This window comes from Gordonia sp. WA4-43, assembly GCF_020520305.1.
Lineage (GTDB): Bacteria > Actinomycetota > Actinomycetes > Mycobacteriales > Mycobacteriaceae > Gordonia > Gordonia hongkongensis.
Genome location: NZ_CP084736.1, coordinates 4,231,037 through 4,257,030, shown reverse-complemented (window position 1 = coordinate 4,257,030; position 25,994 = coordinate 4,231,037). Strand labels below are relative to the sequence as shown.

Here is a 25,994-nt window from a genome sequence, read left to right as displayed (position 1 = left end):
CGCGAATCCAACGACGCCGGTAGGACCCGAATCGTTGGCAGGGCACAACCGCCGTTTGTATCCGGGGTACCACCGCCGCTTGTACCCTCGAGCGATGGTGCTGAGTCCGCGGATGCCCGACCTCGCGTCCCTCGAGACCCTGCAGGCGGTGGTCGGGACGGGCAGCCTCAACGCCGCCGCGACCCAACTCGGCGTCACCCAGCAGGCGGTGTCGGCGCGCATCCGCGCCATGGAGACGCAGCTCGGCGTCGCCCTGCTGACGCGCACGCCGCGCGGTTCGGTGCCGACCCAGTCCGGACGACTCGTCGCCGAATGGGCCGACCGCCTGCTGACCCTGGCCGGCGAATTCGACGCCGGTCTGGCCGCCCTACGCCTCGAACGACGTGATCAGCTGCGCCTGGCCGCCAGCCTGACCGTCGCCGAGCACCTCCTGCCCCGCTGGCTCGTCACGTTCGCCGCCCAGCATCAGCCCGCCCCCAAGGTGTCGTTCACCGCGACCAACTCCGATCACGTGTACGACCTAATCCGTGCCGGCGACATCGAACTCGGCTTCGTGGAAGGGTCCCGCGTCCAGACCGGTCTGCGCAGCCGGGCCGTCGCGCGCGACAAGCTGATCCTCGTCGTACCACCGGGTCATCCGTGGACGCGGCTGCGGCGGCCGGTCACGGCCGCCGATCTCGCCCGCACTCCATTGGTGACGCGTGAGGAGGGCTCGGGCACCCGGGAGTTTCTCGAGCGCGCCCTGACCAGGACCCTCGGCCCCGGACGCGAGGCCGCGCCACCCGTCCTGGAACTGTCCACGACGGCGTCGGTGCGGGCGGCGGTCATCGCAGGAGCCGGTCCGGCGGTCCTCAGTGACCTCTCGGTGGCCGACGACCTCGGTCACCGGCTCACCCACGTCCCGATAGCCGACCTCGACCTCGCCCGGCCGCTACGCGCGGTCTGGTTGTCGGGCCCGCAACCGAGTGCCGGCGCCGCGCGCGACTTCCTCGCGCATATCAGCCGAAGCTGAGCGGCAACCGGCAAGCGGCCCAGCGGATCGCTGCTCAGACCCCGGCGTTCGCGTCCTGCTTCTTCTTGAGCTCGAGGGCGATGTCGATGAGCTGGTCCTCCTGGCCGCCGACCAGCTTGCGGCTACCCGCCTCGAGGAGGATCTCCGCGGCCGAGACGCCGTAGCGTTCGGCGTGGCCCTCGGCGTGCTTGAGGAACGAGCTGTAACAGCCGGCGTAGCCCATCATCATGGCCGAGCGGTCGACGAGGCACTCCGACGGCATCGCCGGTCGGACGACATCCTGTGCGGCGTCGGCGATCTTCATGAAATCGACGCCCGTGGTGATGCCGAGCTTGTCGCACACACCCACGAAGGCCTCGGTGGGCGTGTTGCCGGCCCCCGCGCCGAAACGCCGGATCGAGCCGTCGATCTGCTGGGCACCCGCTCGAATCGCGTTGACCGAGTTGGCAACCGCGATGTCGAGGTTCTCGTGCCCGTGGAACCCGACCTGCGCGTCGTTGCCGAGTTCGGCCACCAGGGCCTGGACCCGAACGGTCACGTCCTCGAGGACGAGCGCACCGGCGGAGTCGACGACGTACACACACTGACACCCGGCATCGGCCATGATGCGGGCCTGCTTGGCGATGACCTCCGGCGGCTGGCTGTGGCTCATCATCAGGAACCCGACGGTCTCCAGACCGAGATCGCGCGCGAGCCCGAAGTGCTGGATCGAGACATCGGCCTCGGTGCAATGCGTCGCGATGCGGCAGATCTGACCGCCGTTGTCCTGCGCCGCGCGGATGTCGTCCTTGGTGCCCAGCCCCGGCAGCATCAGGAAGGCGATCTTGGCTCGCTTCGCCGTCTCCGCGGCGGCCTTGATCAGCTGCTGCTCAGGGGTTTTGGAGAAACCGTAGTTGAACGACGACCCGCCCAGACCGTCACCGTGGGTCACCTCGATGACCGGCACACCGGCCTCGTCGAGCGCGCCGACGATCGCACGCACCTCGTCCTCGGTGAACTGGTGACGTTTGTGGTGGCTGCCGTCACGCAGCGACGAGTCCGTGATGCGGATGTCGAGGGTGTCAGAGTACTTGCGCGCGTTCGCCATCAGCTTCGGTTCGCGCGGTGTCAGAACCACATTGGTGCTCATGCGGGGACTCCCAACTTGGTTTTCGCGATCTCTTCGCCGACCTTCGTGGCGGCAGCGGTCATGATGTCCAGGTTCCCGGCGTACGGCGGGAGGAAGTCCCCCGCACCCTCGACCTCGACGAAGATCGACACCCGGGCGTGCCCGCCGTTCAGGACGCTCGGCGGGTCGAACTGGGGATCCTGCAGCAACCGGTATCCCGGCACATAGGCCTGGATCTCCTTCTCCCGGCGGTGGATCGACTCGGCGATCGCATCGGTGTCCGCATCCTCGGGGATGGCACAGAAGATGGTGTCGCGCATGATCATCGGCGGGTCGGCCGGATTCAGGATGATGATCGCCTTGCCGCGCTGCGCGCCGCCGATCGTCTCCACACCTGCCGACGTCGTCGCGGTGAACTCGTCGATGTTCGCGCGGGTGCCCGGCCCGGCCGACACCGAGGCGACCGACGCGACGATCTCGGCATACGGCACCGGCACAACCGAACTCACCGCATGCACCATCGGGATGGTCGCCTGACCGCCGCACGTGATCATGTTGGTGTTCGGCGCATCGAGATGCTCGCGGAGATTGGCCGGCGGCACCACCGCGGGGCCGACGGCGGCCGGGGTGAGATCGACGGCGATGATGCCCGCCTCTTCGTACTTCGGCGCGTACTCGCGGTGCACATAGGCCGAGGTCGCCTCGAAGATCAGATCCGGGCGTTCCGAGGACGCCAGCAGTTCGTCGGCACCACCACTCATCGTGATGAGGCCATGATCGGCCGCGCGCTTCATACCCTCGGAGGCGGCATCGATGCCAACCATCCAGCGCGGCTCGATCACCTCGGAGCGCTCCAGCTTGTACATCAGATCGGTGCCGATGTTGCCCGACCCGATGATCGCTGCGGTCAGCTTGGCTGCCACGGGTTCCTCCTCTTGCTTGGTGAAAGCTGTTGTTGTCTCGGTGAATCGAGGGACTCTTCGTGTCAGGTGAAGTCGAGGGTGACGCTGCCCAGTCCGGCGAAGTCGGCCACGAAGTGATCGCCCGACGAGATGTCGATGGCCCGCGTCGCGGTGCCCGGCAGGATCACGTCGCCCTTGCGCAGGCGCACGCCGAAGCCCTCGACCTTGCGCGCGAGCCAACTCACGGCATTCAGCGGATGCCCCAGTACCGCAGACGAGTTGCCCTTCGCGACGATCTCGCCGTTGCGCGTCAGCGTCGCCTCGATGTCACCGGTGTCGATCTCAGAGATCGGGACGCGCTGCTGTCCGAGAATCCAGCCACACGACGACGCGTTGTCGGCGATCGTGTCGCAGAGCGTGATCTTCCAGTCCTTGATCCGGGAGTCGATCAACTCGATCGAGGGCACCACCCAGGCCACCGCGTCGATGACATCCTCGTTGGTGCAGCCCTCGCCCGGCAGGTCCTCGCCCAGGATGAAGCCGATCTCGACCTCGACGCGCGGGAAGCAGAGCTTCTCGGCATCGATCGGGGTGTGCTCGAAGTACTGCATCTCGTCGAGCAGATGGCCGTAATCCGGTTCGTCGACGCCCATCATCTTCTGCATGGCCTCGGAGGCCAGGCCGACCTTGTGGCCGGCGACCTTCGCCCCGGCATCGAGCCGCTTGCGGATGTTGATCAGCTGGATCTCGTACGCGTCCACCACATCGAGGTCGGGGTGGGCGTCGGTGGGCCGGTCGATCGCGACCGCCGACGCCTCCGCCCGCGCCAGATCGGCTGCGATCTGCTCGCGAATCCCCTGCTCAACCGTCATCGTGCCCTCACCTTCCGCATGTGAACGTGTTCTAGTTTAGAACACGTTGCAGTCTCCGGGCAGTCCTCGGTCCGATCGTCGTGCATTTCGAGGCGTGGCCGAGATCGGTGATGACGCGAGCACCGGGCGACTACGGTTCTCGTCATGAGTTCCGAGTCCCCGAATCCCGTCTCGCCGGACATCGACGACACCGGCGAGGCCGTTCTGACCTCCTTCGACGATGGCGTAGGACGGCTGACGCTCAACAACCCACGCCGGAAGAACGCCATCACCCTCGAGATGGCCGCGGCGATCGAGGAGTTCTGCGACCGGGTGACCGCGGACGGCAACATCGGCGCGGTCGTCGTCGACGCAGCCGGTTCGTACTTCTGCAGCGGGGCCGACACGCGGATCCTGGCCGGCGCGTCGGCCGATCCAGCGGCACCGGAATCCGTGGCGCAACTGTCCGCGGTCTACCGCGCGTTCGTCCGGGTCGGGTCCCTGCCGGTCCCCACGGTCGGGGTGGTCGTCGGCGGGGCCGTAGGGGCGGGCCTCAACCTCGCGCTCGCCGTCGACCTGCTCGTCACCACACCCGACGCCGTCCTCGACAGCGGATTCCTCGCCCGCGGCATCCATCCCGGGGGCGGGCACCTCACCCTGCTGAACCGTGCGGTAGGCCGGGCCGACACGATCGCGCTCGCCGTCTGCGGTCAGTCGCTGTCCGGTGCGCAGGCGGTCGAACGTGGCCTCGCGTACGCGGCCGCACCGGTTCCAGACATCCCGGCGATCGTCGCCGATCTGACCGGACCCGCCGCGCGCGACCCCGAACTGACGCGCCGGGTGATGGCCAGTGTCCGACTCGAACTGGGCCCGCCGGCGGTGACCTGGGATTCGGCGATCGAGATCGAGCGTGGCGTGCAGATGTGGTCGATGGCCCGCAAGGGGCAGAACTGGTCGTCGCGCGGTCCCGGCCGGTGATGAGCCGGGACGACGTCCTGCGCGCCCTGCGGTCCGAGGTGCGCGACTTCCTGCGAACCGAACTCGCCGAGGGCGCTTTCCGTCCCGACGTCGACAGCTGGATGACGGGTTTCGATCCCGACTTCAGTCGACGACTCGGCGATCGGGGCTGGCTGGGTATGACCATGCCCGCCGAGTACGGCGGACAGGCGCGCTCGGCGGTCGAGCGTTTCGTGGTCACCGAGGAACTCCTCGCGCACGGCGCACCGGTTGCGGCGCACTGGATCGCAGATCGGCAGATGGCTCCGGGAATCCTCGCCAACGGGACGCAGGCGCAGAAGCAGCACTACATCCCGCAGATCTCCGCGGGCACGATGTTCTTCGCGATCGGGATGAGCGAACCCGACGCCGGCTCCGATCTGGCCGCGGTCCGCACCCGGGCCACCGACAACGGGGACTCGTGGTCGATCAGCGGCACCAAGGTCTGGACCACGGGTGCTCACATCGCACACGCGATGGTGCTGCTCGCCCGCACCGAGGGCACACCCGACGATCGGCAGCAGGGCTTGTCGCAGTTCGTCGTCGACCTCCCCCACCCGGACATCGAGATACGTCCGCTGGCGAGCATCGACGGTCAAGCGCACTTCAACGAGGTGATCTTCCACGATGCCGTCGTCGACTCCTCGGCACTGCTCGGCGTGCGCGGAGAGGGATGGCGACAGGTGATGAGCGAGTTGGCCTTCGAACGGTCGGGGCCGGAACGCTACCTCTCAACGCTGCCGTTGCTCCGCACCTGGACCGACCTGCTTCGACAGCACGGCGCGACGCCGCAGCAGCGAAAAACACTGGGCGAGCTGACCGCACAGGCCTGGGCGCTGCGCCAGATGTCGATGCAGGTGGCGCGTGAACTTCAATCCGGCGGCAAACCCGACGTACTGGCGGCGATGGTCAAGGACCTCGGTTCGACCTTCGAAGGAGACCTCGTCACCGCGATCCGGGACGCGTCCGGCGCGACCCCGCGGCGCACCGGCGGGTCGGACTTCGACCGCCTGCTGGCTCAATCAGTCCTGCACACACCGGCTTTCACCCTGCGTGGGGGAACCAACGAGATCTTGCGCGGCATCGTCGCGCGCGGACTGGGGATGCGATGACCGAACTGGCAGCAGAACTCGCTGCGGCGACGGCCGCGATGGTGACACGGTTTCCCGTCGACCTGCGGACCCCGGCCACCGAAGCCGACCCCACGTTGTGGATGGCCCTCGTCGACGCCGGGTTCACCGCTCTCGACGTCCCGGAGCCGGCAGGAGGTCAGGGCGCCGAGCTCGGCGACGCTCTTGCCGTCCTCGACACTCTCACCGAGGCCGGCGCGATCACCCCGTATGTCGAACACGCATTGCTGGCTGCGTGGCTCGCGGGACGCGTCGATCACGTACTCGACGGGCTGAGCGCGACCGTCGCGGTCGTCGACGAGGCAACCGTCCGAGGAGATGACGAGCGAATCCGACTCAGCGGCACCGCGATCGGAGTCCCGTACGCCGCGTCGGCCGACGTCATCGTGATCCTGGCCTCGACCACCGACGGCGCGGTGATCGCGGTCGTCGATCGTCGCGAAGCTGGGCTTCGGGTCGAGCCTGGCACTGACTTGATGGGGTTGGACTACAGCGACATCGTCTTCGACGACGCCGAGGTCACGTTCTCCGCCTCGTCGCCGGTCACGGTCGACGATCTACGCACGCGTGGGGCGCTCGTCTACGCCGTCACCCTGGCCGCAGCCGCGCGAGCGGTACGCGAACGCACGATCCGGTATGCCGCCGAGCGGGTCCAGTTCGGCCGGCCGTTGACGAAGTTCCAGGCCATCCAACAGAGGCTCGCGCACATGGCCGCGCAGAGCACGATGATGGAGACCGCCGCACGAGCAGCGACCGACGCGGCGTCGGAAGACATCGCTACGGCCCGCGACGCGATCGCCGCCGCGAAGATCGTCACGTCGCGGTCCGCGCACGACGTCGCGGCCGCGGCACATCAGATCCACGGGGCTATCGGGTTCACCGCCGAACATTCCCTCGGCCGGTTCACCACGGCGTTGTGGACCTGGCGCGACCGGTACGGGACCGAGCACGAATGGTCGGAGCAGTTGGCGGCGCGCATCCTCGACGACGGCCTCGACCCCTGGCACGTCATCACCGGCGCGTCCGATCCCGTCGCACAGACGACGAGAACAGCCGCACAGTGAACGAGTTCAGACGCACAGTCGACAGATTCGGGCGCACAGCCGACGGGAACGGGAGCACCCCTGGCGTGGCATTTCTGAAACGTGTTCTAATTCAGGTAGAACACGTTCCAGCTGCGCGCACGAAGGGGACCCCATGGCCGGCTCGACCGAACCAGAACAGACCAGTACCCAACCCGAGACCCCTGGACCCGAGACCTTCGACGTCGTCGTCGTCGGGGCCGGCGCTGCGGGCCTGAGCGCGGCGATCACCGCAGCTCAGAAGGGCTTGTCGACGGTCCTGATCGAGAAATCGCCGTACTGGGGAGGCTCGACGTCGCGCTCGGGGGGCGGGGTCTGGATCCCGAACAACTCGGTGCTCCGCCGCGACGGCGTGACCGACACCCCGGACAAGGCCCGCGAGTACGTCCACGCGATCATCGGCGAACACGCGCCCGCCGACCGCATCGACGCCTATATCGACCGCGGACCCGAGGCGCTGGACTTCCTGATGGCGCACGCCCCCCTCGACCTCGAGTGGGTCAAGAACTACTCGGACTACTACCCGGAGGCACCCGGTGGACGGCTCGCCGGACGGTCGATCGAGCCGCGCCCGTTCGACGCGCGGCAGCTCGGGGACGACCTGAAGACCCTGCACCCGCAGTACACCAAGGCGCCGCTGAACATGGTCGTCCTGCAGTCGGACTACCGCTGGCTCAACACCGGCCTGCGTCACTGGCGCGGTCCGCTGCGCATGGCGAAGGTCGGCAGCCGGTTCTTCTGGGCGCGCAGCCGCGGCAAGAAGCTGATCGCCATGGGCGCAGCCCTCGCGGCCGAGCTCCTCCTCGGCGTCCGCGAGGCGGGCGTCCCGGTGCGGTTGAACACCGGCCTGGCCGACCTCATCACCGAAGACGGTCGCGTCGTCGGGGTGATCGCCGAATCCGACGGCAAGCGCGTCGAGATCCGGGCCCGACACGGCGTGATCCTCGCCTGCGGCGGATTCGAGCACAACGACGAGATGCGCAAGAAGTACCAGCGCGACCCGATCGGCTCCGAGTGGACCACCGGCGCCCCCAGCAACACCGGCGACGGCATCAACGCCGGCCTCAAGATCGGCGCCGCGGTATCGCTCATGGACGACGCCTGGTGGGGTCCGACCATCCCGCTGCCACGCGGTCCGTGGTTCGCACTGTCGGAGCGGGCGGTACCGGGCACCTTCATGGTGAACACGCGCGGGCAGCGCTACATGAACGAGTCCCTGCCGTATGTCGAAGCGGTACACCAGATGTACGGCGGCGAGTTCGGCCAGGGCGAGGGGCCCGGCGAGAACGTGCCGTCGTGGCTGATCTTCGACCAGCGCTGTCGCAACCGCTACCTCTTCGCCGGGATCAACGCGCGACAGCCGTTGCCCAAGAAGTGGTTTGAGTCGGGCGTCGTCGTGAAGGCCGACAGCATCAGCGAACTCGCCGAGAAGATCGGCGTCCCGGCCGACGCGCTCACCGCGACCACCGAGCGGTTCAACGGCTTCGCCCGTACGGGTGTCGACGAGGACTTCGGCCGTGGCACAAGTGGTTACGACCACTACTACGGCGACATCACCAACAAGCCGAACCCGAGCCTCGGCGAGGTCAGCAAGGGCCCGTTCTACGCGGTCAAGATGGTCCCGGGCGATCTCGGCACCAAGGGCGGGATCAACGCGGACGCCTCGGGCCGCGCACTGCGGGCCGACGGCTCGGTCATCGAAGGTCTGTACGCGGCGGGCAACACCAGCGCCCCGGTGATGGGACACACGTACGCTGGCCCGGGCGCGACGATCGGTCCGGCCATGGTCTTCGGATACCTGGCCGCCACCGACATCGCCGCCAAGGCCGCCACCCCGACATCGACAGGAGCCTGACCCGATGCCCATCGACCTCTCCGTCGCCCTCGGTGCCGAACTGCCCGAGGTGAGTTTCGAATGGTCGGCCTCCGACGCCGCCCTCTACAACCTCGCGGTGGGTGCCGCAGCGGACCCGATGGACACCACCGGGCTCGAGTACATCCACGACGCGACGCCGAAGGTGCTGCCCACCTTCGCCACCGTGGCCGCCGGGTTCCACACCACCGAGCCCCCGAAGGTCTCGTTCCCCGGCATCGACATCGACCTCGCGAAGGTCGTGCACGGCAGCCAGCAGGTGACCGCGTACCGGCCGCTGCCGGCCGCCGGCAAGGCGACCACCCGCACCCGGATCGCCGAGATCCAGGACAAGGGGTCGGCCGCGGTGATCGTGCAGGAGTCGGTGACCACCGGCGACGACGGCCAGACCCTCTGGACGTCCCGCTCGTCGATCTTCGCCAAGGGCGAGGGCGGATTCGGCGGCGAACGCGGGTCGTCGGCCAAGGTCGACTACCCCGACCGCGCGCCGGATCATCGCCTCACCGTTGCGACGCTCCCCCAACAGGCACTGCTCTACCGCTTGTGCGGAGACCGCAACCCGCTGCACTCCGACCCCGGATTCGCTTCCCGCGCGGGCTTTCCCCGGCCGATCCTGCACGGCCTGTGCACGTACGGCACGGTCTGCCGCGTGATCGTCGACGAGGTCCTCGGCGGCGACGTGACCGCGGTCGCCGACTACTCGGCGTCGTTCGCGGGCGTGGTGTTCCCGGGCGAGACCCTCGCGGTCGAGGTCTGGGAGGACGGCTCCCGGTTGCTGGCCACCGCGACCGTCGTCGAACGCGACGGCGCGAAGGCCCTCGGCAATGTGGTCTGCGAACGTCGCCAGTAGTCCCGTCGCCGCGACGGCCCGGGCGCAGCCCGGAGACGTTGTCCCGTGGGGCCAGTACGCTACACAGTCGGGCCGCGAGGCGGCCCGCAGGTTCCCCGTCGCATATCCCCGAGGAGACGCCCATGAGCGATTCGCTGACGCCCCTACTCGCCGACAACCGCAGCGCACTGGTGACCGACCTCGTCGGTGTCATCGACGCCGAGGTGGCCGACCAGTCGGGTCTGAGCGGCGCTGCTGTGAAGACCGCCTACTCCGCGGTGCAGAAGGTGAAGCCCGGTGTCGTGCGCAGCGCCACCGATCAGATGGCCGAGGACTTCCTGAAGGCGCTGGCGCCGTTCTGGGACTCCAAGCCCGCCGGTGTCGCCTTCGGCGATCACCTCTCGGCCAACGGAGATGCCGCGGCCGAGGCCCTGCTGTCGGTGACCGACCAGCAGGCCGAGACCGCCAAGCCCGCACTCGCGAAGGCGTACAACTCGCTGCGCGGCAAGGGGAAGAAGTACGTGATCGCGGCCCTGCCGCGTCTGGGTGCCGCCATCGAGCGGCACGCCGCCTAGCAGTCGGCGCGCGCGTCGTCGGCGGTCGCACCGACCTCCCCAGAGGGTCGGGTCAGACCGCTGACGACGCGATGGCCACGAGTGCCACGACGACGCCGATGAGTGCGGCGAGCATCGACAGCACACGCCACACATGGACGCGGGCGGGTGAGATCTCGGTCCCGTTCGGGGCGACGTCAGGCGATGCGGCCGCGGTCGCGGCAGCGGGAGTAGCAGCGGCGGGGGTTCGTGCGATTCGGGGTGAGGCCATGACCTGTCACCACTTTCGGTTGTCCGGGGCCAACGGGGACCGGCGCGGTCTCGCGTTCGCCCGGTATCGATACTGCAGTGATAAATGTGTCACAAGTTACTCGAGTAGCGTCGGCGCCCACATAGCGTGTCGCGATAACGAAACCGCAACACCGCGGTGGCGGCGAACGTGCCGACCGAACCGGTTCCGCATGCCGACCCCGAAAGCGCAGGACGCCGAATGAGATTACCGTCCGCCATCCGCCTCGACGCCCGGTCCGCCTGGCTCGTCCTCGTCGCATGTCTGTCCGTCAGCATGGTCGTGGCCGCCATGGCCGCCCTCAACACGGCCCTGCCCGACATCGCGATCGACACCGGCGCCGACGCCGGTCAGATGACCTGGATCGTCGACGGTTACACCCTGGCGCTCGCGGCGCTCCTGCTCCCGGCGGGCGCGATCGGCGATCGGCTGGGGCGCCGTGAGGTACTGATCGCCGGCCTTCTCCTCTTCGGCATCGCCTCACTGGTGGCGATCTGGGTGGACGGCCCGACCCAGCTGATCCTGGCCCGGTGCTTCGCCGGTGCCGCTGCGGCGCTGATCATGCCCACCACGTTGTCCCTCATCACGTCCGGGATGCCGGAAGGTCAACGCGCGGTCGGGATCAGCATCTGGTCGGCGATCGCCGGCGGCGGCGCCATCGCCGGCTTCCTGGTCACCGGGCTCCTCCTGGAGTTCTTCTCCTGGCACTCGATCTTCATCACCTTCGCCGCCGCGTCAGCCGTCGCGGCCGCACTGTGCCTGACGATCGGCACCTCCAAGGACAGCGACCCCGGTCGCTTCGACATCCCGGGGACCGTCTGTTCGGTCCTGGCCATCACCGGCGTCGTCCTCGGTCTGCTCGAGGCACCTCATCGCGGCTGGGCGGATCCCGTTGTCCTGATCTGCATCGTGGGCGGCGTCCTGCTCGCCGGCGGGTTCGTCGCCGTGGAACTGCGCTCGACGTCACCGCTGTTCGACGTCCGGTTGCTCGGCAACCGCGCCTTCGGGTCCGGGGCGCTGTCGGTCGCGGTCCAGTTCCTCGCCTCGTTCGGCATGTTCTACCTGCTGCTGCAACTGCTGCAGCTGGTCTTCGATTACACCCCGCTGCAGTCGGCGGTCGCGCTGATGCCGTTCGTGGCCGGCGTCGGCCTCACCACGCTCATCGCGAACTGGCTTGCCGTACGACTGGATTCGCTCAAGTTCGTCATCGCCGCCGGCGCCCTGCTGTCCGGCGTCGGGCTGATCCTCCTCGGATCGTTCCGGTACGAGACGTATTGGACGCTCGCCGGCGTGGTCGCGTTGATAGCGGTCGGGATCGGTCTGGCGTCGGCACCCGCCACGACGGCCATCATGTCCAACACCCCGCTCGACAACCAGGGCGTCGGCTCGGCCGTGAACGACACCGCCCGGGAGATCGGCGCCGCGATCGGTATCGCGATCGCGGGCAGCATCGTCGCCGCGGGATACCAGTCGCGCATCGGCGAGACCGCACAACTGGCCCGCGATCAACTGACCGCCGCCGGTGAGCAGCGCATCGCCGCCGGAGACACCGCCGGCGGCCAGGCCATGGTCGCCCAGGCCGACCAGGCCGGGACGCTGATCGAGCGATCCCTCGCCGAGGCGACGGTCGTCGTGGACCGGTTGTCCGGTCAGGCCGCATCGCTCGCGGAGAAGATCGCCGACGGCAGCCAAGAGGCGTTCTACGTGCCGTTCGAGTACGCCTGCCTCGTCCTGGGCGGGATCATGCTCGTCAGTTCGGTCGCGCTGCTGTGGCTCACGCCGCGACGCGTCGTCGAGGTGCCGCCGACCATCGAGTCCGACCCCGACCAGGACCGCGACGACACCTACGCCCGCGACTGAGTAGCCTGTCCCGGTGGTACTCACCGCGGACAGCGTCGCCGGCACCCTGGTCGGAGTCGCCGCCCTGCTCGTGGTGATCGTCGCGACCGTTGTCGCCCAGCGTGTTCCGGCCGTTGTGGTGGCCGCACCGGTCGCCGCGCTGCTCCTCGCGCTCGGCCTGGCCGACGTCGAGCAGGCCGCCGACGAGATCGCCACGATGGCGCCGACCATCGGCTTCCTGGCCGCGATGCTGGTGATCGCCGACGCCTGTGCCCGCGCCGGGGTCTTCACCTGGATCGGCGCCCTCCTGGCCCGGTGGAGTCGGGCCTCGCCACATCGGTTGTTGCGCATCGTCTTCCTGGCCGCGGCGACGACGACCGCGGTCCTCAGTCTCGACACCACGATCGTCCTGCTGACGCCGGTCGCCGTCGCCACCGCGCGGCGGATCGGGGCGCCGGTGACCCCGGTCGCGTTCGCGAACGCCCACCTGGCCAACACCGCGTCGACCCTCATGCCGGTGTCGAACCTGACCAACCTCCTGGCGTTCACCGCGACCGGGCTGACCTTCCTCGGGTTCACCGGCGTCATGCTGGCGCCCTGGATCGCCGCGATCGTCGTCGAATACCTCATCTTCCGGATGTACTTCGCCGACTCGCTCGCGCGCGCTGCCCCAGCAGCCGATTCGATCGCCGGCGATCCGGCTCCGGTGGATGCGCCGCCCCGCCCCACCCTCATGCTGGTGATGCTCGGCCTGCTGCTGCTCGCCTTCGTCGTGACCGAACCGCTGGGCGTCCCATTGGGCGCGGTGGCCGGCGTGGGCGCGGTCGCCGTCACGGTGCCGCGGTTGCTCGACGCACCGCTGCCCACTGTGCAGGAGACGCTGCAGGCCCTGAACATCCCGTTCCTCGGATTCGTCGCCGTGCTCGGTGTCGTCATCCTCCCGGTGCGAACCGGCCCGATCGGCGACTGGATCGGCAACCTCCTCCCGGATGAGTCATCACTCCTCGCGCTGCTCGCGGTCGCCGCGCTGGCCGCGGTCCTCGCCAACCTGGTGAACAACCTGCCCGCCACCCTGCTGCTCATCCCGCTCGTCGCCCACGAACCCGGCCTGGTCCTGGCGATGCTCCTCGGCGTCAACCTCGGACCCAACCTCGCCTACTTCGGGTCGCTGGCCAACCTGCTGTGGCGCGACATCATGCACCGCGACGGCTCCGGCGGGGGCAGGGGCGCCCCGACCTCCCGCGAGTACCTACGCCTCGGCGCACTCACCGTTCCCGCCACGCTCGTCGTCGCGGTGGTCGCACTGTGGGGCGTGCTGCGGCTGACGTCTGTGGCTTGACGCAGGTGACCTCGACGGACGCGGCGTCCTCGCTGCGCTCGGTCGACGCTGCTCGGCCAGCAGTGGGGGCCACCGGCCCCGGCGCGCTCGCCCGCGCCCCGGTTCCTACCATGACCTTCATGCTCGCCGCCCTCTTGTCCTTCATCGTCACCGCGACGCTGATCGTGCTGCTGCCGGGTCCGGACACCCTGGTGGTCCTGCGCGGAGTGGTCCGCGGTGGACGCGGCGAAGCCTTCCGGACCGCCGCGGGCATCGTGTGCGGACTGATGGTCTGGGTCACCGCCGCCGTCCTGGGCCTGTCGGCATTGCTGCAGGCCAGCGAGACCGGTTACGAGATGCTCAAAATCGTCGGGGCCTGCTACCTCGTGTGGATGGGTATCAGCTCGGTCCGCGCGCTGCTGCGCGCCGCACCCGATCTCGCGGCATCGCAGGACGCGGTCGCGCCGCCCGCGGGCCGGAAGGCGGGTCTGCTGTTCTCCGGTTTCACCGCCGGCCTGCTCACCAACATCCTCAACCCGAAGATCGGCATCCTGTTCATCAGTCTCCTGCCCGGCTTCGTGCCGGACGGTTACTCGACCGGATGGACGACCCTCGGGTTGGGGGCGATCTACATCGCGCTGACCGCCGCGTACTTCACCGTGCTGGTGGGCGCCGCCGGCCGAATCGCCGAATGGCTGCAGAGCGCACGAATCCGCCGTCGCGTCGAAGCGATCGGCGGAGTCGCGTTGATCGGGCTCGGAGTGCGCCTGGCACTCGAGGGCTGATCAGACCGGGGCGGCCTCGTTCGCCGCGGCCGCGGCCTTGGCCCAGCGGTAGTCGGCCTTGCCGGCCGGGGTCCGCTTGACCTCGTCGACGAAGACGACCGTGCGGGGCACCTTGTAGCGGGCGAGGGTCTCCCGGCAGTGGTCCTGGATCTCCTCCAACGACGGCTCGTCGGCCCCGTCGGCGACGTTGACCACCGCCGCGACCCGCTGGCCGTACTTCTCGTCGGGAACCGGGACGACGAGTGCGTCGGCGATCGCCGGATGCGCGTGCAGCACCGCCTCGACCTCCTCGGCGTAGACCTTCTCGCCGCCGGTGTTGATGCACTGCGAACCACGTCCGAGGAACACGATCGAACCGTCGGCCTCCACGGTGCCCATGTCGCCCAGGATGGAGATCCGGGTGCCGTCGGCCAGCGTCGGAAAGGTCTTCGCCGTCTTCTCCTCGTCCTTGTAGTAGCCGAGCGGGACGTTGCCGATGCGCGCGATGTAACCGACCTCGCCCGAGCCGGGCTCGATCTTGTTGTGCCGTTCGTCGACGACCATCATCCGGTCCGTCGGCGGGACCTTCAGGTTCCCGTTCTCGTCCATCATGATCTCGCCGTCGTTGCCCGACTCCGACGCGCCGAAGTTGTCGCGCAGCACCAGATCCGGTTTCACCGCGAGCATCCGGTCCCGCACGTGCTGGGACCAGATCGCGCCGCCGGAGGTGATCGAGAACATCGACGACAGATCGACGGAGTCCTTGCGCTTCTCGAGCTCCTCGACGAGCGGCATGCCCATGGCGTCGCCGACGATGAGGACGATGTTGACCTTCTCCTTCTCGATCTCGGTCACGATCGCCTCGGGGTCGAAGTCGCGCTGGATGACCAGCCGGCCACCGAGGGTGAAGAACGTGAACAACGAGTACGACGCCGCGCCGTGCATGAGCGGAGCCGCGAGCAGGAACGCGATCGGCGGGAAATCCTTGACCGCCGTGCCGATCTCCTCGAGATCCTTGCGGGCCTCGCCGTAGGGGTTGCCGCCGGAGAGCGGCTTGCGGAAGAAGTCGTCGTGCTGCCACATGACGCCCTTCGGGTACCCGGTGGTGCCGCCGGTGTAGAGCAGGTAGAGCTCTTCGCCGGTGCGCGGCTCGAAGTCCCGGCCGTCGGGCTTGGACTCCGCGTCGGCGAACGACACGATCTCGACGACGCGCCCGTCGGGCAGGTCGGCGACCGCCGCGCGGAGTTCCTCGACGATGTCGCCGATGACGAACACCGTTCGCACGGTGGGGGTCTCGGCGAGCAACGCGGCGACGCTGCGCTGGTGCTCCGGCAGTTCGACGATGATCGCGCGGGAGTCGGAGTTGTCGAAGATGTACTGCAGTTCGGCGTTGGTGTAGCGGTAGTTCACGTTGACCGGGACCGCGCGCACCTTCAGCAGTCCCAGCAGGCTCGTCACGTGTTCGATGCTGTTCTTCAGGAACAGCGCGACATTGTCGAACGCACCGATCCCCGCGCCGGCGAACAGATGTGCCACCTGATTGGCGAGGTTGTCGAGTTCGGCGTAGCTGATCTGGCGACCCTGGTAGCTGAGCGCGATCCGCTCGGGCACCGAGTCGGCGACGGTCTCGAAGACATCGGCGAGGTTGAACTTCATCGTGCGCGCTCCTTGGTTCTACGGAGTGAATTGGTGGAGAAAAAGTGCATCGGATAGTCAGCTGTCATGCGGTAAGCACCAATCCGCTTGTGGGAACGCCGGTTCCGGCGGTCACGACGACCTTCTCGGCCGCTTCGACCTGGTTGACCGAGGTCCCGCGGATCTGCCGGACCCCCTCGGCGATACCGTTCATGCCATGGATGTAGGCCTCGCCCAGCTGGCCTCCGTGCGTGTTCAGCGGCAACCGGCCACCCACCTCGAGGGCACCCGGTTCCCGGACGAAGTCCTTGGCCTCGCCTCGACCGCAGAACCCCAGCTCCTCGAGTTGCAGGAGCGTGTACGGGGTGAAGTGGTCGTAGAGGATCGCCATGTCCATGTCGTCGGGGTTCAGACCCGACTGCGCCCACAACTGCCGACCGACGAGCCCCATCTCGGGCAGGCCGGCCAGCTCGTCCCGGTAGTAGCTGGTCATGATGTACTGGTCGGCAGCACTGCCGGCCGCGGCGGCCGCGATCACCGCGGGCTTGTGCGGCAAGTCTTTCGCGCGCTCCGGCGAGACGATCACCAGCGCGACGCCGCCGTCGGATTCCTGGCAGCAGTCGAGCAGGTGCAACGGTTCGGCGATGTACCGCGAGTTCTGGTGATCCTCGAGGGTGATCGGCTTGTCGTAGAAGAACGCGTCCGGGTTCACCGCCGCGTGCTTGCGATCGACGACCGCGATCCGGCCGAAATCCTCACTGGTGGCGCCGAAGTCGTGCATGTAGCGCTGCGCGATCATCGCGACGAACGCGGCGGGAGTGGACAGACCGTGCGGGTAGGTGAAAGCGTTCTCGGTACCGGACGAGTTCTCCTGGTTCGCCACCGCCGAATTGACCTGCCCGAACCGCAGTCCCGACCGTTCGTTGAATGCGCGGTAGGCCACCACGACGTCGGCGACACCCGTCGCCACCGCCATCGCGGCCTGCTGCACCGTGGCGCACGCCGCACCGCCACCGTAGTGGATCCGCGAGAAGTACGTCAGGTCCCCGATCCCCACGGCCCGTGCGACGGAGATCTCGCTGTTCGTGTCCATCGTGAACGTGACGAGGCCGTCGACGTCGGCGGGTGTGAGACCGGCGTCGGCGATCGCCGCCGACACCGCCTCCACGGCGAGCCGCAGTTCGCTGCGCCCGGAATCCTTGGAGAACTCGGTGGCACCGATGCCGGCGATGACCGCCTGACCGGACAGTGATCCCATCAGAGTCCCTCCCCTCGACCCGCAGGCGAACCGACCGTGTCGGGTTCGGTCGCACCGATCGTCAGCGTGACGGTCGAGATGACGTGCTTGCCCAGAGAATTCGTCCCGGTCACGGCGACGGTGATGACCCCGGCGTCGACCGCGGTGACCTCGCCGGTGAAGGTGACCGTGTCGTAGGCATACCAGGGGACGCCGAGTTTCAGTGCGATCGAACGGATTCGGGCATTCGGTCCGGCCCAGTCGGTGACGAACCGCTCCACCAGCCCGGTGTCGGTGAGGATGTTGACGAAGATGTCCTTGGACCCCTTCGCCTGCGCGAGGTCGCGATCATGATGCACGTCCTGGAAGTCGCGTGTGGCGAGCGCGGTCGCCACGACGAACGTGGGGGTCGCCTCGATCGTCAACGCCGGCAGCATCGTTCCGACGGCAGCGGGGTCGGTGGCAACGCTTGTCATGCGGGCTCCCCTTCGGTAGGCACGGCCGGTTCCCACGCGTGCAGGGTCCAGGCCGGAGTCCCGGCCTCGTCATCGGCAGGGAAGTCGAGATAGGTCGCGCGCACCGGCATGCCGATGGCCACCTGCTCGGGTTCGACGCCCCGGAGCTCACCGAGCATGCGGATTCCCTCGTCGAGTTCGACGAGGGCCACGACGAACGGCAACCGCCGCCCGGGCACCTTCGGCGCTCGATGCACGACATAGCTGTAGACGGTGCCGGTACCGGCCGCGACCACGTAATCCGTTGGCGGGACGTTTCCGTCGGCCTCGCGCGGCTTCCAGGTCGCCGGCACCGGCGGGTGCCGCAGCGCCCCGTCGCCGTCGCGCTGGATGCGCAGCTCGTGGGCGGCCACGCCCTCCCAGAAGAAGGCGGTGTCCCGGGATGCGCTCGGCTTGAGCAGCCGCGCCGGGTCGAGATCGTCGGGCACCCCGGCGTCGGAAACCGGCTCGGCAGCAGCGCGTGCGGCGGGGCGGAACTTCAGGATGCGGAACCGCATCTCGGCGACGACCTCACGCGCCCCGTCGTCTCCGCCGACCGACCAGACGTTGCGGGTGGTGAAGAACCAGCCCTCACCGAGTGCGGTGTTCTTCGGTCCCACCACCTCCACGAGTTCGGCCGACAGCGCGACCTCCTCGCCCGGACGGGTGTAGCGGTGATAGACGGTGTCGCAGTTGGTCGCCACCACAGAGGTGAAGCCGGCCTCGTCGAAGAGTTCGCTCGCGCGACCCAGCGGATCGTCCGCGGTCCGCACCCCGTGGAGGCCGCGCATCGTCCACACCTGCGCCATCGCGGGCGGCGCGACGATGCCGGGATGGCCGGCATCCCGGGCCGCCGCGTCGTCGGTGTAGACAGGGTTCGTGTCGCCCATCGCCTCGACCCAGTTGTTGATCATGGGCTGATTGATCGGGTCCCGCCCGGCGACCGGTGCGCTCGGTCCGGCGTCGATGATCTCCTGCGCGGCGGCTCGGATCGCCTCGTCTCCGGCGACGCCGTCGCGGGCGAGCTCGGGCGCGCTCACCGCTTGGCCCGCGGGAGTCCGAGGCCGGCGGTCGCGATCATGTCGCGCATGACCTCGTTGACGCCACCGCCGAACGTGATGACGACGTGGCGCTTCTCCTGGACGTCGAGCCAGTTCACCAGCGCCGCGGTCTCCGGATCGGCGAAATCGCCGTAGCGCCCGATGATCTCGTCGACCATCCGGCAGACGGTCTGGATGCGTTCGGTCGAGAACACCTTGGTGGCCGCCGCGTCGGCCATCGAGATGGCCTCACCCGTCGCGGCCACCTGCCAGTTGAGCAACTCGTTGATACGGCCGTAGGCGTCGATGGTCGCGAGCGCGCGACGGACGTCGGGATGCTTGGCGATGACCGTCCCGTCGGGGCCCGGCCGCTGCGCCCAGGCACGCACCCGTGCTGCGAGTCCGTCGATGCGGCCGGCGGGGCCGAGCATCACGCGCTCGTGATTGAGCTGGGTGGTGATCAGCTTCCAGCCGCCCCCCTCCTCGCCGACCCGCATCGACACCGGAACCCGAACATCCTGGTAGTAGGTGGCATTCACGTGGTGTGCGCCGTCGGCGGTGATGATCGGCGTCCACGTGAAACCGGGGTCGGAGGTGTCGACGATCAGGATCGAGATGCCCTTGTGCTTGGGTGCGTCGCGATCGGTGCGGACGGCGAGCCAGATGTAGTCGGCGTCGTGTCCGCCCGTGGTGAAGATCTTCTGCCCGTTGACCACGTAGTGGTCGCCGTCGCGGACCGCGGTGGTGGTCAGCGACGCCAGGTCGGTGCCGGCCTCGGGTTCGGTGTACCCGATGGCGAAGTGCACATCGCCGGCCAGGATCGCGGGCAGGAACTTCTGCTTCTGCTCCTCGGTGCCGTGGACCTGCAGCGTCGGCCCGACGGTCTGCAGCGTCACCGCCGGCAGCGGGACGTCGGCGCGCACGGCCTCGTTGGTGAAGATCTGCTGTTCGATCTCACCGAAACCCTTGCCGCCGAACTCCGTCGGCCAGCCGACGCCCAGCCAGCCGTCGTCGCCCATCCGCTTGATGACCTTGCGGTAGGTCGGGCCGTGGCGTTCGGTCAGCATCACCGCTGCCTCGTCGGGGGTGACGAGGTCGGCGAAGTACTCGCGCAGTTCCGCGCGCAGCGCGCGCTGTTCGGGGGTGAGATCAATGAACATCGGGCACCTCTGCGATACGGGTGTCGTCGGCGGGGACGTCGGTGATGTCGGCGAGCTCGTCGAGCCGCACGTGCGCTCCGCCCACCAGACGCGCGAGGTCTTTGGTGAGCGAGAAGTAGCGGTGAAGCGGATAGGTGATGTCGACTCCGATGCCGCCGTGCAGGTGGGTCATCGTCCGCGTGGTCGGCGGGACCTCCTCGGCCAGCCAGTAGGCGGCGATCGCGAGATCGGTTGCGGCGTCCAGACCTTCGGACAACCGCCAGGCCGCCGAGGTGGTCGCGAGCTCCATCGACCGGCCGACGACGTAGATGTCGGCGAGTTGCTGGCCCACCGCCTGGAACAAGGCGATCGGCTTGCCGAACTGCTCGCGCGTGGAGACGTGGTCGGCGGTCAGTCGGGTGGCGCCGGCGACCAGGCCGTCGGCGTAGGCGCACAACGCCAGGCGGTAGCGATCGCGGAGGATCGCAAGGTCGCGGACCAGGATGTCGGCGTCGTCGACGGGTACGTCGTCGAAGGCCACCGTGTACTCGCCCCAGCCGCTCGAGGCCGGTGTGCGCGTGACGGTGACCCCGTCGGCATCAGGCGAGACGGCGACGACACCGGCATCGGCGGCCACCAGGAACAGTGAGGCACCGTCGGCGTGCAGGACGCCGACCTTCGTGCCGGTGAGCCGCCCGTCACGGACCGAGGTCCGCGGATGCGCCGTCAGGGCGTCGCCGTGTTCGCCGATCGCCACCGACACCCAACTGCCGCCGGTGAGCGAACTGCCGAACCGCGACCACACCGATCCCTCGCCGTCCTGGGCGTCGGCCCTGGCGAACACGAGCGCCGCGGTCAGCGATCCGAGCGCCGGCGTCACCGCCGCGGCCCGGCCCATCCGGCGGAACAACGGGAGCAGACCCGACTCGTCGACCTCGTCACCGTCGAGCGAGGCCGGCAGGGGCAGGGCGAGCAGTCCGGCGTCGACGAGCGCCTGCCAGCCATCGGCCTCGAACCCGCCGCGGGTCGCCTCCTGCTCGGCCGCTGCCGTCCCACCGGAATGACGCCCACCGAACGTCGACTCCCAGTCGGGCTGCCGTCGCGCGAACACGTCCTCGGCGACGTCGCGAACCGCGATCGCCGTGCCGTCCAGGGCAAAGTCCACCCTGTGCCTCCCTCACCATGAACCCGTCAAGAACTAGAACCTGTTCTAGTTGTATCAGAGTCCGCGCGCAAGGGTGTCGGAATCGGCGTTTATCTGCGGTTTCGGCACTTTCGCCGCAGCCGGTTACCGCGGCAAACCGAGAATGCGTTCCGCCGCGGCCGTGCGCAGGATCTGAGTCGTGCCGCCCGCGATCGAGAGGCAGCGGTTCTGCAGGACCGCGTCGGACGCCTCGGTCGCCGCCAGACCCGCGACCCCCAGGAGCCGCAGCGCGAGATCGGGTACCGATTGGCGATGTTCGACGCCGATCAGCTTGCGCACGCTCGACAACGCACCGGGGTCGAGCCCGGCCAGTTGCCTGGTCGCCGCCCGCGCGTCGAGGACCCGGCCGACGTGGGCGTCGGCGAGCTGGGTGCCGAGCGACGCGAGCTCCTCGGCGGTCAGCTCCCGATCCATCGACCGCACCTGCGAGAGCAGCGACTCCATCTCCTTGCCGAGGCCGGTACCGCCCATCGCCACCCGCTCGTTCGCGAGGGTGGTGCGGGCCAGCCGCCAGCCGCCGTTGATCTCGCCGACGACACAGTCATCCGGCACGACCACACCGTCGAGGAAGACCTCGTTGAAGTTGGCCCGCCCGGAGAGCTCGCGCAGCGGCCGGATGTCGATGCCGGGCGAACCCATGTCGACGAGGAAGTAGGTGATGCCCTTGTTCTTCGGCGCCTCGAAATCGGTGCGCGCGAGGCAGATCGCCCACTGGGCGTTGTGTGCCTGCGAGGTCCAGATCTTCTGGCCGTCCAGGCGCCAGCCGCCGTCGACCCGTTCCGCCCGTGTGCGCAACGCGGCCAGGTCCGAGCCGGCCTCGGGTTCGGAGAACAGCTGGCACCACACGATGTCGCCGGCCAGCGTCGGGGCGACGAACCGCTCGCGCTGCGCGTCGGTGCCGTGTTCCAGGATGGTCGGGATCGCCCATGCGCCGATCACCAGGTCGGGCCGCTCGATCCCGGCCGACTCGAGCTCGGTGTCGATCAGCAGTTGCATCGCGGCATCCGCTCCCAGGCCGTGCGGCGCCGGCCAGTGTGGGGTCAGGTAGCCGGTCTCGGCGAGGAGACGGCGACGATCGTCGGGTTCGGCGTCGGCGATCCGCGCGACGGTGGTGCGGACCTCGTCGCGCCGGTCCTCGACCTGCGAGAGGTCCAGACGGAAGCGCCGTCGCGTCCCCGCGAGCCCGAGCCGGGCGAGAGCGGCGGCGTGCGACGACGCGTTCGCGAGCGACGCCTGCGCGGCGAGTGCGGCGCGCAGATAGAGGTGGGCGTCGTGCTCGAAGGTGAACCCGATGCCGCCGAGGACCTGGACGCAGTCCTTGGTGTTGGCGACCGGGTCGCGACCGACCACGACGTCGGCCGCGAGCCTGCTGATCTCGAGTTGTTCGCGGGCGGAAACGAGCTCGTCCCCCGCCCCGGCCGCGAGCACGTCGTCGACCGCGCCGGCGACGTCCCACGCGACCGCGGTGACGCGCTCGCTGCGGCACAGCATCTCGGCGCAGATGTGCTTGATCGCCTGGAACGATCCGATCGGCACGCCGAATTGGGTGCGGACCTTCGCGTACTCGACGGCGGTGTCGAGGGCCCACCGGGTGACGCCGCTCTGATAGGCGGCGAGCGTCGCCGACAGGAGGCCCGCGACGAACGTCCCGTCACCCAGTTCGATCAGGTCCTCGACCGTGACCTCGGACAGTGTCACGTGGCTGACCGAGGCCGTGCCGTCGAGCGGGGTCTGTGGCGTGACGTCGGCGACTCCGACGCCCGGCGGCACGATCCACCACGACCGTTCCCGATCGTCGGTCCCGAATTCGACCATCACGGCGCAACCCTCGACGTAGCCGGCGACGAGCCCGAGGTCGAGTTCGCCGTCGGCCAGGGTGAGACCCTTACCGGCATAGCTCGTCGCGGGCGTCACCACCGGAACCGACCCGGCCAGCACCTCGCCCAGCAGTCCGGCAGACCGGTCGGTGTCGCCCTGCGCCGAATCCGCACGGCGAACCGCCAGCGCGATCGCCGCGGTCACCGTCGCACCGAGCGGGCCGGGGACGAGATCGGCCCCACACTGCTCGAGCATGGCGGCCACGTCGAGGAAGCTCGCGCCGAGACCGTCGGACGCCTCGGGGACCGCGGCGGCGAACACGCCCAGATCGGCGATCTGCGAAAATAGACCAGTCCACTGGTCGCTCGGCTTGTCGAGGTCGGCCCGCACGATGTCGGTCACACTGGTGGAGCGCGCCCAGGACGCGATGCTGTCACGGACCGCGATCTGCTCGGAAGACGTGGCGATTGTCACTGGCAATCCCTGTATGTCGAGTTGTGACGAATAATTAGAACCTGTTCTAATATGCCATGGGTGTACTCGGATCGGGTAGCCACCCACGATCCACCCATTGAGACGTTTGATCACGTGAGGATGTTCGAGAGCACATGGCCCGTTCTGCACCCGGCAACGCCGCGGTCGACGCCCCCAACGGGGCTGCGGCGCCGGCCGCCTCGCCCGAAGCCGGCTCCACCGCGCAGCGCGAACGCCGCCGCCGCATCCTCGACGCCACCCTCGCGCTGGCGTCCAAGGGCGGATACGACGCCGTGCAGATGCGCACCGTCGCCGACAAGGCCGACGTCGCCGTCGGGACGCTGTACCGCTACTTCCCGTCGAAGGTCCACCTTCTCGTCACCGCGCTCGCCCGCGAGTTCGAGCGAGTCGAGTCGAAGGTCGATCGTTCGCAGTTGCGCGGCGACACCGCGATCGACCGCCTCCGTCATGTCCTGGACATGATCACCTTCGCCATGCAGCGCGATCCGCTTCTCACCGAGGCGATGACGCGTGCGTTCATGTTCGCCGACGCGTCGGCGACCGCCGAGGTCGACCAGGTCGCCGGGATCATCGACCGGCTCCTCGCCGGAGCGATCGTCGACGACGGCGAACCCACCGAAAAAGATCTCGCGATCGCGCGCGTCCTCTCCGATGTGTGGATGTCGAACCTGGTGCAGTGGCTGACCCGTCGCGCGTCGGCGACCGACGTCACGAACCGGCTCGAACTCACCGTCCGGCTCCTGCTCAAGGATCGCGTCAAGTAATCGGGTTCTCCCCTCGAACGTGACGTCACAACTGGGTGACGAGCACCTTCTCGACTTGGGAGCGCCCGTCGAACTCGGCTACCTTTGTTACGTCTGAGAATTCTGTTAACAGAAGGGGCTAGTGGTGCGATCCTCCTGGTTGCGACGACTGTGCGTCGTCGGATGTGCCGTTGCGGTCGCGACCGCCGGATGGGCTCCGGCCGCGCTGGCCGAGCCCACCCCCGATCCCGATCGCGCTCGCATCGACACCGTGGTCCACGACTCCGCCCAGCAGTCGACACTCATCGTCTACTCGGCGGCGATGCGCAAACTCATCCCCGTCAACGTGTTGCGCCCCAAGGACACCACCAAGTCGCGCCCCACGCTCTACCTGCTCAACGGCGCGGGCGGCGGCGAGGACTCCGCGACCTGGGCGGCCAAGACCCAGTACGCGAAGTTCTTCTCCGACAAAGAGGTCAACGTCGTCACACCGATCGGCGGCGCGTTCTCCTATTACACCGACTGGCAGCACGACGATCCGGTACTCGGCCGCAACAAGTGGACGACGTTCCTCACCAAGGAGCTCCCGCCGCTGGTGGACAAGGAATTCGACACCACCAAGGTCAACGCGATCGCCGGGATCTCGATGGCCGGGACATCGGTGCTCAACCTCGCGATCGCCGCACCGAAGCTCTACCGGTCGGCCGCCGCCTACAGCGGATGCGCGCGTACCAGCGACCCGGTGGGACAGGCCTACATCCGGATGGTCGTCGCCGACCGCGGGCAGGGCAACCTGAACAACATGTGGGGACCGGTCAATTCGGCCGGGTGGCGGGACAACGACCCGTACATCCACGCGGACAAGCTGCGCGGCACCAAGGTCTACATGACCAGCGGCACCGGCATGCCCGGACAGTTCGACCGGCTCGAGGCACCGCTGGTCGCCGGCGATCCGCTGACATTGGCCAACCAGATGGTCATCGGCGGCATCATCGAGGCCGCGGTCAACGAGTGCACCAAGCAGATGGTGTCGCGCATGCGGGCGCTCAAGGTGCCGCACGAGGTCACCTTCCGGCCGAGCGGCACCCACTCCTGGGGTTACTGGGAACGCGACCTCGAGACCACCTGGCCGAAGATCGCGGCAGACCTGAGGTGAGCGACGCATCGGACCGCTTGTGGGCCGATGACCTGTCCGTGGGCCAGATCTTCGAGTTCGGCACGCATCACGTCAGCGAAGACGAACTGCTCGACTTCGCCCGCGCATGGGATCCGCAGGACTTCCACGTGGACAAGGCCGTTGCCGAACGCGGCCCCTACGGCGGGCTGATCGCCAGTGGGCTGCACACGATGTCGATCTACCAGAGGCTCAATGTCACCGGCGTGCTGAACAATTGGCGGGTGATCGCGGGCAAGCGACTGGGCGACGTGGAGTTCCTGCGTCCCGTCCGCCCCGGCGACACCCTCACCGGATCGACCGTCATCGACGCGATCGAGTTCGACGACCGCGACCGCGCGCTGGTCACCTCGTCGGCGGAACTGCGCAACGGTGACGGAAAACCAGTGATGCGCACCGTCGTCGAAGCCTATGTGCACGCGCGACCCAATCGCGATTGACATCTTCGGTTGCGCTGCCGCGGTTCTC

At 68.6% G+C, this 25,994-nt stretch carries 24 protein-coding genes; 13 read left to right on the top strand and 11 right to left on the bottom strand.

The genetic code is table 11. From position 1 onward, the window contains the following. The first annotated feature begins 94 nt into the window (after positions 1-94). Entirely contained in the window at positions 95-1,012 is a 918-nt protein-coding gene (locus tag LEL84_RS19315) for a LysR family transcriptional regulator (RefSeq protein ID WP_226512530.1), read from the top strand. A 34-nt stretch (positions 1,013-1,046) separates the two neighbouring features. On the opposite strand, the gene dmpG is transcribed toward LEL84_RS19315, so the two are convergent. From dmpG to LEL84_RS19300, 3 genes are all read right to left on the bottom strand, one after another. Next, positions 1,047-2,141 (bottom strand): 4-hydroxy-2-oxovalerate aldolase, encoded by a 1,095-nt coding sequence (gene dmpG, locus LEL84_RS19310; protein WP_226512529.1) that lies wholly within the window; start codon positions 2,139-2,141, stop codon positions 1,047-1,049. Then, positions 2,138-3,043 carry an acetaldehyde dehydrogenase (acetylating) gene (locus tag LEL84_RS19305; RefSeq protein ID WP_086533665.1) on the bottom strand — a complete coding sequence of 302 codons (906 nt, stop codon included), beginning with the start codon at positions 3,041-3,043 and terminating at the stop codon, positions 2,138-2,140. Before LEL84_RS19305 ends, dmpG begins: the two co-directional genes overlap by 4 nt. 62 nt (positions 3,044-3,105) lie before the next feature. Further along, positions 3,106-3,894, bottom strand: coding sequence for a 2-keto-4-pentenoate hydratase (locus LEL84_RS19300; protein WP_159370110.1), 789 nt, complete (start codon positions 3,892-3,894; stop codon positions 3,106-3,108). A gap of 144 nt (positions 3,895-4,038) precedes the next feature. Between LEL84_RS19300 and LEL84_RS19295 the strand changes: the two genes are divergently transcribed. The 6 genes from LEL84_RS19295 to LEL84_RS19270 all read left to right on the top strand — a co-directional run bounded on the left by LEL84_RS19295 (position 4,039) and on the right by LEL84_RS19270 (position 10,358). Further along, positions 4,039-4,851 (top strand): enoyl-CoA hydratase/isomerase family protein, encoded by an 813-nt coding sequence (locus LEL84_RS19295; protein WP_159370109.1) that lies wholly within the window; start codon positions 4,039-4,041, stop codon positions 4,849-4,851. Then, entirely contained in the window at positions 4,851-5,981 is a 1,131-nt protein-coding gene (locus tag LEL84_RS19290; RefSeq protein WP_058251405.1) for an acyl-CoA dehydrogenase family protein, read from the top strand. Before LEL84_RS19295 ends, LEL84_RS19290 begins: the two co-directional genes overlap by 1 nt. Next, positions 5,978-7,063, top strand: a complete 1,086-nt coding sequence (locus LEL84_RS19285) for an acyl-CoA dehydrogenase family protein (RefSeq protein ID WP_226512528.1) — start codon at positions 5,978-5,980, stop codon at positions 7,061-7,063. Before LEL84_RS19290 ends, LEL84_RS19285 begins: the two co-directional genes overlap by 4 nt. A 133-nt stretch (positions 7,064-7,196) precedes the next feature. Next, positions 7,197-8,936, top strand: coding sequence for a 3-oxosteroid 1-dehydrogenase (gene kstD, locus LEL84_RS19280; RefSeq protein WP_226512527.1), 1,740 nt, complete (start codon positions 7,197-7,199; stop codon positions 8,934-8,936). Positions 8,937-8,940: 4 nt separating this feature from the next. Then, the gene (locus tag LEL84_RS19275; protein ID WP_226512526.1) at positions 8,941-9,804 is read left to right on the top strand and encodes a MaoC/PaaZ C-terminal domain-containing protein; all 864 of its coding nucleotides are present in this window, start codon (positions 8,941-8,943) and stop codon (positions 9,802-9,804) included. A 122-nt stretch (positions 9,805-9,926) separates the two neighbouring features. After that, positions 9,927-10,358 carry a DUF6918 family protein gene (locus tag LEL84_RS19270; protein ID WP_058251180.1) on the top strand — a complete coding sequence of 144 codons (432 nt, stop codon included), beginning with the start codon at positions 9,927-9,929 and terminating at the stop codon, positions 10,356-10,358. Between the two features lie 52 nt (positions 10,359-10,410). Here the strand turns inward: LEL84_RS19270 and LEL84_RS19265 are convergent, their stop codons facing one another. Further along, positions 10,411-10,608, bottom strand: coding sequence for a hypothetical protein (locus tag LEL84_RS19265; RefSeq protein WP_065629132.1), 198 nt, complete (start codon positions 10,606-10,608; stop codon positions 10,411-10,413). Between the two features lie 219 nt (positions 10,609-10,827). Here LEL84_RS19265 and LEL84_RS19260 point away from each other — a divergent pair, with 219 nt between their 5' ends. The 3 genes from LEL84_RS19260 (at position 10,828) to LEL84_RS19250 (ending at position 14,568) form a co-directional block, all read left to right on the top strand. Continuing rightward, positions 10,828-12,486: an MFS transporter gene (locus tag LEL84_RS19260; RefSeq protein ID WP_065629290.1), complete on the top strand. Its 1,659-nt coding sequence runs from the start codon at positions 10,828-10,830 to the stop codon at positions 12,484-12,486. A gap of 13 nt (positions 12,487-12,499) precedes the next feature. Beyond that, the gene (locus LEL84_RS19255; RefSeq protein ID WP_226512525.1) at positions 12,500-13,804 is read left to right on the top strand and encodes an SLC13 family permease; all 1,305 of its coding nucleotides are present in this window, start codon (positions 12,500-12,502) and stop codon (positions 13,802-13,804) included. A gap of 119 nt (positions 13,805-13,923) precedes the next feature. Beyond that, positions 13,924-14,568, top strand: a complete 645-nt coding sequence (locus LEL84_RS19250; RefSeq protein ID WP_226512524.1) for a LysE family translocator — start codon at positions 13,924-13,926, stop codon at positions 14,566-14,568. Here LEL84_RS19250 and LEL84_RS19245 read toward each other — a convergent pair whose 3' ends face one another. The 7 genes from LEL84_RS19245 to LEL84_RS19215 form a co-directional block, all read right to left on the bottom strand. After that, the gene (locus tag LEL84_RS19245; RefSeq protein ID WP_226512523.1) at positions 14,569-16,203 is read right to left on the bottom strand and encodes an acyl-CoA synthetase; all 1,635 of its coding nucleotides are present in this window, start codon (positions 16,201-16,203) and stop codon (positions 14,569-14,571) included. Positions 16,204-16,267: 64 nt separating this feature from the next. Then, positions 16,268-17,440 carry a lipid-transfer protein gene (locus tag LEL84_RS19240; protein ID WP_226512522.1) on the bottom strand — a complete coding sequence of 391 codons (1,173 nt, stop codon included), beginning with the start codon at positions 17,438-17,440 and terminating at the stop codon, positions 16,268-16,270. Next, the gene (locus LEL84_RS19235) at positions 17,440-17,895 is read right to left on the bottom strand and encodes a MaoC family dehydratase (RefSeq protein ID WP_319005247.1); all 456 of its coding nucleotides are present in this window, start codon (positions 17,893-17,895) and stop codon (positions 17,440-17,442) included. The genes LEL84_RS19240 and LEL84_RS19235 overlap by 1 nt, the downstream gene beginning before the upstream one ends. Next, positions 17,892-18,953, bottom strand: a complete 1,062-nt coding sequence (locus tag LEL84_RS19230) for a bifunctional MaoC family dehydratase N-terminal/OB-fold nucleic acid binding domain-containing protein (RefSeq protein WP_226512521.1) — start codon at positions 18,951-18,953, stop codon at positions 17,892-17,894. The genes LEL84_RS19235 and LEL84_RS19230 overlap by 4 nt, the downstream gene beginning before the upstream one ends. Beyond that, positions 18,950-20,113: an acyl-CoA dehydrogenase family protein gene (locus LEL84_RS19225; RefSeq protein WP_058251187.1), complete on the bottom strand. Its 1,164-nt coding sequence runs from the start codon at positions 20,111-20,113 to the stop codon at positions 18,950-18,952. The genes LEL84_RS19230 and LEL84_RS19225 overlap by 4 nt, the downstream gene beginning before the upstream one ends. Then, on the bottom strand, positions 20,103-21,257 hold the full coding sequence (locus LEL84_RS19220; protein ID WP_065629126.1) for an acyl-CoA dehydrogenase family protein: 1,155 nt from the start codon (positions 21,255-21,257) through the stop codon (positions 20,103-20,105). Before LEL84_RS19220 ends, LEL84_RS19225 begins: the two co-directional genes overlap by 11 nt. 123 nt (positions 21,258-21,380) lie before the next feature. After that, positions 21,381-23,588, bottom strand: a complete 2,208-nt coding sequence (locus LEL84_RS19215; RefSeq protein ID WP_226512520.1) for an acyl-CoA dehydrogenase — start codon at positions 23,586-23,588, stop codon at positions 21,381-21,383. 134 nt (positions 23,589-23,722) lie between these two features. Here LEL84_RS19215 and kstR point away from each other — a divergent pair, with 134 nt between their 5' ends. From kstR to LEL84_RS19200, 3 genes are all read left to right on the top strand, one after another. Next, a complete protein-coding gene (gene kstR, locus LEL84_RS19210) occupies positions 23,723-24,373 on the top strand; it encodes a cholesterol catabolism transcriptional regulator KstR (RefSeq protein WP_226512519.1) in 651 nt (216 codons plus the stop codon). Between the two features lie 124 nt (positions 24,374-24,497). Continuing rightward, positions 24,498-25,508, top strand: coding sequence for an alpha/beta hydrolase (locus LEL84_RS19205; RefSeq protein WP_068970501.1), 1,011 nt, complete (start codon positions 24,498-24,500; stop codon positions 25,506-25,508). Further along, positions 25,505-25,966, top strand: a complete 462-nt coding sequence (locus LEL84_RS19200) for a MaoC/PaaZ C-terminal domain-containing protein (protein ID WP_226512518.1) — start codon at positions 25,505-25,507, stop codon at positions 25,964-25,966. Before LEL84_RS19205 ends, LEL84_RS19200 begins: the two co-directional genes overlap by 4 nt. Positions 25,967-25,994 lie beyond the last annotated feature (28 nt).

What these genes read in the sequence shown, in the direction of transcription:
- LEL84_RS19250 (WP_226512524.1), top strand. Translation starts at nt 13,924, where the DNA reads ATGCTCGCCGCCCTCTTGTCCTTCATCGTCACCGCGACGCTGATCGTG.
- LEL84_RS19300 (WP_159370110.1), bottom strand. Translation starts at nt 3,894, where the DNA reads ATGACGGTTGAGCAGGGGATTCGCGAGCAGATCGCAGCCGATCTGGCG.
- kstR (WP_226512519.1), top strand. Translation starts at nt 23,723, where the DNA reads ATGGCCCGTTCTGCACCCGGCAACGCCGCGGTCGACGCCCCCAACGGG.
- LEL84_RS19260 (WP_065629290.1), top strand. Translation starts at nt 10,828, where the DNA reads ATGAGATTACCGTCCGCCATCCGCCTCGACGCCCGGTCCGCCTGGCTC.
- LEL84_RS19285 (WP_226512528.1), top strand. Translation starts at nt 5,978, where the DNA reads ATGACCGAACTGGCAGCAGAACTCGCTGCGGCGACGGCCGCGATGGTG.
- LEL84_RS19295 (WP_159370109.1), top strand. Translation starts at nt 4,039, where the DNA reads ATGAGTTCCGAGTCCCCGAATCCCGTCTCGCCGGACATCGACGACACC.
- LEL84_RS19290 (WP_058251405.1), top strand. Translation starts at nt 4,851, where the DNA reads ATGAGCCGGGACGACGTCCTGCGCGCCCTGCGGTCCGAGGTGCGCGAC.
- LEL84_RS19240 (WP_226512522.1), bottom strand. Translation starts at nt 17,440, where the DNA reads ATGGGATCACTGTCCGGTCAGGCGGTCATCGCCGGCATCGGTGCCACC.
- LEL84_RS19265 (WP_065629132.1), bottom strand. Translation starts at nt 10,608, where the DNA reads ATGGCCTCACCCCGAATCGCACGAACCCCCGCCGCTGCTACTCCCGCT.
- LEL84_RS19235 (WP_319005247.1), bottom strand. Translation starts at nt 17,895, where the DNA reads ATGACAAGCGTTGCCACCGACCCCGCTGCCGTCGGAACGATGCTGCCG.
- kstD (WP_226512527.1), top strand. Translation starts at nt 7,197, where the DNA reads ATGGCCGGCTCGACCGAACCAGAACAGACCAGTACCCAACCCGAGACC.
- dmpG (WP_226512529.1), bottom strand. Translation starts at nt 2,141, where the DNA reads ATGAGCACCAATGTGGTTCTGACACCGCGCGAACCGAAGCTGATGGCG.
- LEL84_RS19225 (WP_058251187.1), bottom strand. Translation starts at nt 20,113, where the DNA reads ATGTTCATTGATCTCACCCCCGAACAGCGCGCGCTGCGCGCGGAACTG.
- LEL84_RS19275 (WP_226512526.1), top strand. Translation starts at nt 8,941, where the DNA reads ATGCCCATCGACCTCTCCGTCGCCCTCGGTGCCGAACTGCCCGAGGTG.
- LEL84_RS19315 (WP_226512530.1), top strand. Translation starts at nt 95, where the DNA reads ATGGTGCTGAGTCCGCGGATGCCCGACCTCGCGTCCCTCGAGACCCTG.
- LEL84_RS19245 (WP_226512523.1), bottom strand. Translation starts at nt 16,203, where the DNA reads ATGAAGTTCAACCTCGCCGATGTCTTCGAGACCGTCGCCGACTCGGTG.
- LEL84_RS19270 (WP_058251180.1), top strand. Translation starts at nt 9,927, where the DNA reads ATGAGCGATTCGCTGACGCCCCTACTCGCCGACAACCGCAGCGCACTG.